The sequence below is a fragment of the Fusibacter sp. genome, assembly GCF_057447755.1.
Window position 1 is genome coordinate 1 of record NZ_JBVBZF010000160.1, and the last position, 7,906, is coordinate 7,906.

7 protein-coding genes are annotated in these 7,906 nt (G+C 38.2%); all 7 read left to right on the forward strand.

The window, feature by feature from the left end:
* Window positions 1-681, forward strand: a 681-nt coding sequence (locus AC220I_RS14860) for a DNA-directed RNA polymerase subunit beta (RefSeq protein ID WP_486724640.1), incomplete at its 5' end; no start/stop codon positions are given.
* A gap of 32 nt (window positions 682-713) precedes the next feature.
* Window positions 714-4,217 (forward strand): DNA-directed RNA polymerase subunit beta', encoded by a 3,504-nt coding sequence (gene rpoC / locus AC220I_RS14865; protein WP_486724641.1) that lies wholly within the window; start codon window positions 714-716, stop codon window positions 4,215-4,217.
* Between the two features lie 97 nt (window positions 4,218-4,314).
* Window positions 4,315-4,563: a ribosomal L7Ae/L30e/S12e/Gadd45 family protein gene (locus tag AC220I_RS14870; protein ID WP_486724642.1), complete on the forward strand. Its 249-nt coding sequence runs from the start codon at window positions 4,315-4,317 to the stop codon at window positions 4,561-4,563.
* Window positions 4,564-4,595: 32 nt separating this feature from the next.
* A complete protein-coding gene (rpsL, locus tag AC220I_RS14875; RefSeq protein ID WP_486724643.1) occupies window positions 4,596-5,012 on the forward strand; it encodes a 30S ribosomal protein S12 in 417 nt (138 codons plus the stop codon).
* A 144-nt stretch (window positions 5,013-5,156) separates the two neighbouring features.
* The gene (gene rpsG / locus AC220I_RS14880; RefSeq protein ID WP_486724644.1) at window positions 5,157-5,627 is read left to right on the forward strand and encodes a 30S ribosomal protein S7; all 471 of its coding nucleotides are present in this window, start codon (window positions 5,157-5,159) and stop codon (window positions 5,625-5,627) included.
* Window positions 5,628-5,681: 54 nt separating this feature from the next.
* Entirely contained in the window at window positions 5,682-7,748 is a 2,067-nt protein-coding gene (gene fusA, locus AC220I_RS14885) for an elongation factor G (protein ID WP_486724645.1), read from the forward strand.
* A gap of 20 nt (window positions 7,749-7,768) precedes the next feature.
* On the forward strand, window positions 7,769-7,906 hold a 138-nt coding region (locus tag AC220I_RS14890), incomplete at its 3' end, for a GTP-binding protein (RefSeq protein ID WP_486723576.1).

Below are 7,906 nucleotides of genomic sequence, written 5' to 3' on the forward strand. Positions count from 1 at the left end.
CCAGTATTCGATGGTGCAAAAGAGTCTCAAATCATGGATATTCTTGCAAAAGCAGGATACCCTGGTAATGGTAAACTTACTGTTAGAGATGGTCGTTCAGGCGAAAGCTTTGATAACCATGTTACAGTTGGCTATATGTATATGTTAAAACTTCACCATCTAGTAGATGACAAAATTCATGCTAGAAGTACTGGACCTTACTCACTTGTAACGCAACAGCCACTTGGCGGTAAAGCACAATTTGGTGGACAGCGTTTCGGAGAGATGGAGGTTTGGGCACTTGAGGCTTATGGGGCGGCTCATACTCTTCAAGAGATATTGACAGTTAAATCAGATGATGTTGTTGGTCGTGTTAAGGCATACGAAGCCATCGTTAAGGGAGAAAACATTCCTGAACCTGGTATTCCAGAATCATTCAAAGTTCTTATCAAAGAATTACAAGCACTTGCTCTTGACGTTAAAGTATTAAGAGATGACGCTGGTGAAATTGAGATTGAACTTGCAGATGACGATGATGACGATGCACTTGATTACAATGCAGCTTTAAGAGAAGCAAAAATTTCCAACGATGTTGACTCAGGTGCATTCATAGAGGAAGTTCCTGAAGGTGAAGAAGACGCATTAGAAGAACCTGATGATGATTTCTTTGCAGATGATGATGACGACGACTACGAAGAATAATAGTGATTATTATTAGAAGGGAGAGGTAGCCCTTGATAGAATTCAATAATTTTGATTCCATTAGAATAGGCTTAGCTTCGCCAAATAAAATCAGATCTTGGTCAAAAGGTGAAGTGAAAAAACCAGAAACGATCAATTATAGAACACTTAAACCAGAGAAAGAAGGTCTTTTCTGTGAAAAGATCTTCGGTCCAACTAAGGACTGGGAGTGTCATTGTGGTAAATATAAAAAGGTAAGATATAAGGGTGTTGTATGTGACAGATGTGGCGTTGAAGTTACTAAGTCAAAAGTAAGACGTGAACGTATGGGTCATATCGAGCTTGCTGCACCAGTATCTCACATTTGGTATTTTAAGGGAATCCCTTCGAAAATGGGTATTTTACTTGACTTATCGCCACGTTCTCTAGAAAAGGTACTTTATTTTGCTTCATATATAGTAATTGAACCAGGCGAAACTAGCCTAGAGAAAAAACAATTGCTCACTGAAAGTGAATACAGTCAGTACAGAGACAAATACGGCAATGCCTTCAGAGCAATGATGGGTGCGGAAGCGGTAAAAGAAATTTTACAGCAAGTAGACCTTGAAGGTCTTGCAAAAGAGCTTAAAGCTCAATTGAAAGACAGTTCTGGACAAAGAAAAGTTAGAATCGTAAGAAGACTTGAAGTTGTTGAAGCGTTTAGACAATCAGGCAATGATCCTGAATGGATGATTCTTGACGTCGTACCTGTAATTCCACCAGATCTTAGACCTATGGTACAACTTGATGGTGGACGTTTCGCCACAGCAGACTTAAATGACCTTTATAGAAGAGTTATTAATAGAAATAATCGTTTAAAAAGACTTTTAGAACTTGGTGCACCTGATATTATCGTTAGAAATGAAAAGCGTATGCTTCAAGAAGCAGTAGATGCACTTATTGACAACGGTAGAAGAGGTCGTCCAGTTACAGGTCCTGGTAATAGACCACTTAAATCTTTATCAGACCTCTTAAAAGGTAAGCAAGGTCGTTTCAGACAAAACTTACTTGGTAAAAGGGTTGACTATTCAGGCCGTTCGGTTATCGTTGTCGGACCTGAACTTAAATTCTACCAATGTGGTTTACCAAAGAAGATGGCTCTTGAACTCTTTAAACCTTTCGTTATGAAACGTCTTGTTAGAGATGGCTATGTTCATAATATCAAGAGTGCTAAGAGAATGGTTGAACGTGTTAAACCAGAGGTTTGGAGTATTGTTGAAGACGTTATCAAAGAACATCCAGTTCTTCTGAACCGTGCACCGACGCTTCATAGACTTGGTATCCAAGCGTTTGAACCTGTATTAGTAGAAGGTAAAGCCATTAGACTTCATCCACTTGTATGTACAGCATACAATGCCGACTTTGACGGTGACCAGATGGCAGTCCACGTGCCACTATCAGTAGAGGCACAAGCAGAGGCAAGATTCTTGATGCTTTCTGTAAATAATATCTTAGCACCTAAAGATGGACGTCCGATTACGACACCATCTCAGGATATGGTACTTGGCGCATACTACTTAACGTATGAAAAAGAAGATCAGCCTGAAAAGATTATGGTGTTTAAGGATTATGAAGAATTACAACTCGCTTACTTTAATCAAGCTGTGGACTTACACACTAGGGTGAAGTTAAGAACCTTTATAAAAGAAGAAAACAAACATGTTATCGTTGAAAGTACAGTAGGACGTTTTATCTTTAATGAAAACATTCCTCAAGATTTAGGGTTTGTTGAAAGAGATAAGCACCCATATGCACTAGAAGTTGACTTCCTTTGTAAAAAGAAAAATCTTGAAGAAATTATTGCAAGATGCTTTAGCGAACATGGCAATACTAAAACAGCAAATCTATTAGATCATCTTAAGAACATTGGTTTCAGATATTCTACAAGAGGCGCAATCACTGTTTCAGTATCGGATATGGTTGTACCAGAAGCTAAAAAAGCTTTAATTGAAAAAGCAAGAGAAGTGGTTGATAAATATCAAGTGGCTTATAGAAGAGGTTTAATCTCCGATGAAGATCGCTACGAAAAAATCATCCAAACATGGACGAAAACAACAGATGAAGTTACAGATGCCCTAATGGCAAATCTGTCTACTTTAAACAATATCAAAATCATGGCGGATTCTGGAGCGAGGGGTTCTAAGAACCAGATTAGACAGCTTGCGGGTATGCGTGGTCTTATGGCCAATGCACTTGGTAAAACAGTTGAGATTCCAATCATCTCAAACTTCCGTGAAGGTCTTTCAGTTCTTGAATACTTTATCTCTACAACAGGTGCTCGTAAAGGTCTTGCCGATACAGCCCTTCGTACAGCCGATTCAGGTTACTTAACAAGAAGACTTGTTGACGTAAGTCAGGAAGTAATTGTAAGAGAAATGGATTGTGCAAGTGAATCTGGTATTGAAGTTGTTGAATTCCGTGATGGCAACGAACTAATCGAACCATTACAAGAAAGAATTTTAGGACGTTATCCTGTAGAAGATGTTGTTCATCCTGAAACTGGAGAAATCTTATGTTCTAAAGATAAAATCATTTCTGAGAGAACTGCAGATAAAATTGTTAAAGCTGGTTACGACAAGCTTAAGATCAGATCTGTGTTAACTTGTGAAACGCAATACGGCGTATGTTCTAAATGTTATGGACTCAACCTTGCGACTGGTAAGCCAGTTCACATTGGAGAGGCAGTTGGTATCATTGCAGCACAGTCTATCGGAGAACCTGGCACACAGCTTACAATGAGAACATTCCATACAGGCGGGGTAGCCGGAGGCGATATCACGCAAGGTCTTCCAAGGGTTGAGGAGCTTTTCGAGGCTCGTAAACCAAAGGGTCTTGCCGTTATCGCTGAAATGGATGGTGTTATATCATTCAAGGAAACAAAAAAGAAAAAAGAAGTTGTTATTACTTCTGATTCTGGTGAACAACATGCTTCTCAAATCGTCTTTGGTGCTAGATTAAAGGTTAAAGAAGGCGATAGAGTAGAGTCAGGTCAACCAATTACTGAAGGTTCAATTAACCCGCACGACTTATTAAGAGTTGTTGGTGTTAAAGGTGTAAGAGAGTACATCATTAAAGAGGTACAGAAAGTATACCGTCTACAGGGTGTTGATATCAATGACAAGCATATTGAAATCATCGTAAAACAAATGCTTTCTAAAGTTAAAGTAGACGAATCTGGGGATTCTTTAGTATTACCAGGTAGCGTTATTAGCTTAAAAGAGTTTAACAAGCTCAATGAGCAAATTGAACAAGATGGTGGTATTTCAGCTACTGGTTCAAGATCCTTATTGGGAATTACCAAAGCATCATTGGCAACTGAATCCTTCTTATCGGCTGCATCTTTCCAAGAAACGACTAGAGTTTTAACGGAAGCTGCAATCAATGGAAAAGAGGATCGATTACTTGGACTTAAAGAAAACGTTATTATCGGTAAGCTGATCCCAGCAGGAACAGGTATGCGATATTATCGAGATATAGCAGTCAAGTCAAAAGACACTTTTTCATTAGAAATGGAGTAATCCTTTAAGAGTATTTAACATAAATTTTGTTGACAGCCAAAATTTATGGTGTTAAAATGATGAAGTGCATATTGGCGACTTCAAGGAGGGACACCGTATGCAGATAAATGAACTATCCAACAACCCTAAATTGATCATTGGTGTGAAGCAAACAACAAAGGTTTTAACCAGTGGTCGAGCTAAAGTTATTTTCATTGCAAAGGATGCTGAACAGCATGTTGTGAGGCGGATTATTCAACTTGCCACAGAGCAAGAGATTGAGATCATCTTTGTTGATACGATGAAAGAGCTTGGAAGGGCTTGTAATATTGACGTTGGTGCTGCGACAGCGGTTATTGAAAAATAGATAAAATAAAAGGAAGGAGGTGCTGTAAAGGAATGCCTACTATAAATCAATTAGTAAGAAAAGGAAGACTTGCAATAGACGAGAAATCAACTGCGCCTGCATTACAAAGAAGCATGAATACTTTAAAAAGAAAGCCAGTTAAAATGAGTTCGCCTCAAAAAAGAGGAGTTTGTACGAGCGTTAAAACTGTAACTCCTAAAAAACCTAACTCAGCTTTAAGAAAAGTTGCTAGGGTGAGATTAACGAATGGCTTAGAGGTAACTGCTTACATCCCAGGTGTTGGCCACAACTTACAGGAACATAGTGTTGTTTTAATAAGAGGTGGTAGAGTTAAAGACTTACCAGGTTGTAGATATCATATCGTAAGAGGGGTACTTGATTCTGCTGGTGTTAATAACAGAATGCAATCAAGATCTAAATACGGTGCTAAGAGACCAAAGAAAAAGTAGTAAGTTAATTAGCCTCTTCCGAAAGGAAGGGGCTTTATATAGTAATCAATTATCAATTAAAATTCAATAAGTAAATCGCACAAACGACATTAGCTTGTCGAGTACCGATGATTGACCAAAACGTATTATAAGGAGGGAAGAAAAGTGCCTAGAAAAGGAAATGTACCTAAAAGAAGTGTATTACCAGATCCAGTTTACGGAAGTTTGGTAGTATCAAAATTAGTTAATCAAATTATGTATGATGGTAAAAAAGGTGTAGCTCAAAGTATCGTATACGGTGCGTTCGAGCAAATCGCTGAGAAAACTGGCAAGAATGCTCTTGAAGTTTTCGAAGAAGCGATGAACAACATCATGCCTGTTCTTGAAGTTAAAGCGAGAAGAGTTGGTGGTACAAACTACCAAGTACCAATGGAAGTAAGAGCTGAAAGAAGACAAACTCTTGGTCTTAGATGGTTAATTACTTACACTCGTAAAAGAGGCGAGAGAACAATGCAAGAAAGATTAGCAAAAGAAATCATGGATGCAGCTAACAATACTGGTGCGTCTGTTAAGAAAAGAGAAGATACACATAAAATGGCTGATGCTAATAAAGCGTTTGCTCATTACAGATGGTAGAATATTCTTTTTTTCAAAAATATTTATTAGTTAGAATGAGAAGGGAGGATAAATATGAGTAGAGCTTATTCGTTAGAGAATACTAGAAATATTGGTATCATGGCTCATATTGATGCTGGTAAAACAACTACTACAGAAAGAATCCTCTATTATACAGGTATCAACTATAAGATTGGTGAAGTTCACGAAGGCGCTGCAACAATGGACTGGATGGAGCAAGAGCAGGAAAGAGGTATCACAATTACTTCTGCTGCTACAACTTGTGTCTGGAAAGGTAAAAGAATCAACATCATTGATACGCCAGGTCACGTTGACTTTACAGTTGAAGTTGAAAGATCACTTCGTGTATTAGATGGTTCAGTTGCTGTATTTTGTGCAAAGGGTGGGGTTGAGCCTCAGTCTGAAACAGTTTGGAGACAAGCTGACAAGTATGGCGTACCAAGAATGGCTTTTGTTAATAAAATGGATATCACTGGTGCGGACTTCTTTAGAGTTGTTGGCATGATGAAAGATCGTTTAAAAGCAAATGCAGTTCCAATCCAATTACCAATTGGTGCAGAAGATAAATATGAAGGCCTTATTGATTTAATCAGTATGGAAGCTGTATATTATAGAGATGATTTAGGCGAAAAAATTGACAGAATTGCAATTCCTGCAGATTTAGCTGAATTAGCTGAAGAATACAGAGAAAAATTAGTAGAGGCAATTGCATCTACTGATGAAGATTTAATGATGAAATATTTAGAAGGCGAGGAAATGGGGATTGAAGAGCTTCAAGCTGCGCTTAGAAGAGCTACAATCAACAATGAAATCGTACCTGTTTTATGTGGATCTGCTTACAAGAACAAAGGCGTTCAGTTAATGCTTGATGCTGTTCTTGCATATATGCCTGCTCCTACTGATGTAGCTGCTATTACTGGTATAGATGATGATGGCAATGAAGTTGATAGACCTGCTGATGACAACCTTCCGTTCTCATCACTTGCATTCAAGATCATGACTGACCCATATGTTGGTAAGCTTACTTTCTTCAGAGTTTACTCTGGTACTTTAGAAGCGGGTTCTTATGTTCATAACTCGACTAAAGATAAAAAAGAAAGAGTTGGCCGTATCCTTCAAATGCATGCTAATAAAAGAGAAGAAATTTCAAAAGTTTATTCTGGTGATATAGCTGCTGCTGTAGGCTTAAAATTCACAACAACTGGTGATACTTTATGTGATCCAGATCATTTAATTATTCTTGAGTCAATGGAATTCCCAGATCCAGTTATTCGTGTGGCAATTGAGCCAAAAACAAGAGCTGGTCAAGAAAAAATGGGTATTGCCCTTGCAAAATTAGCAGAAGAGGATCCAACATTCAAAACTTACACTGATGAAGAAACTGGACAGGTTATCATCGCTGGTATGGGTGAACTTCACCTTGAAATCATCGTTGATAGACTTTTAAGAGAATTCAAAGTGGAAGCGAATGTAGGTGCACCTCAAGTTGCTTACAAAGAAACAATTACTAAGCCAGTTGACATCGACTACAAGTATGCTAAGCAATCGGGTGGTAGAGGTCAATATGGACATGTTAAAATTAAATTTGCTCCAGTTGAGTCAGGAAAAGGCTATTCATTCGAATCTACTGTTACAGGTGGTTCAGTTCCTAGAGAATACTTCAACGCTATCGGTGATGGAGTTGAGGGCGCTATGAAGTCTGGTATCCTTGGTGGCTATGAAGTTGTAGATATTCATGCGAATCTTTACGATGGATCTTACCATGAGGTTGACTCGAACGAAATGGCATTTAAACTTGCCGCTTCAATGGCTTTCAAAGAAGCTATGAGAAAAGGTGACGCTATTTTACTTGAACCATACATGAAAGTTGAAATTACAGTTCCAGAAGAATATCTTGGTGATGTAATGGGAGACGTAAACTCTAGACGTGGTCGTTTAGAAGGTATGGAAATGGTAAATGGTGTTCAGATCATTAGATCTTATGTACCTTTATCACAAATGTTTGGTTATGCAACTGACCTTCGTTCAAATACACAAGGTCGTGGAACTTACTCAATGGTATTTGACCATTACGAACAAGTTCCAAAAAGTATCGCTGAAGAAGTATTAGGTAAAAAATAACCCAAGGAGGAATATTTAAAATGGCAAAGCAAAAATTTGAAAGAAATAAGCCGCATTGTAATATCGGAACAATTGGTCACGTTGACCACGGTAAAACAACTTTAACAGCAGCAATTACAAAAGTATTATTCGAGAAATACGCATTAGGACAAAAAGTA

Coding starts and splice junctions, on each gene's coding strand:
- AC220I_RS14870 (WP_486724642.1), top strand. CDS start 4,315: ATGCAGATAAATGAACTATCCAACAACCCTAAATTGATCATTGGTGTG.
- rpsL (WP_486724643.1), top strand. CDS start 4,596: ATGCCTACTATAAATCAATTAGTAAGAAAAGGAAGACTTGCAATAGAC.
- fusA (WP_486724645.1), top strand. CDS start 5,682: ATGAGTAGAGCTTATTCGTTAGAGAATACTAGAAATATTGGTATCATG.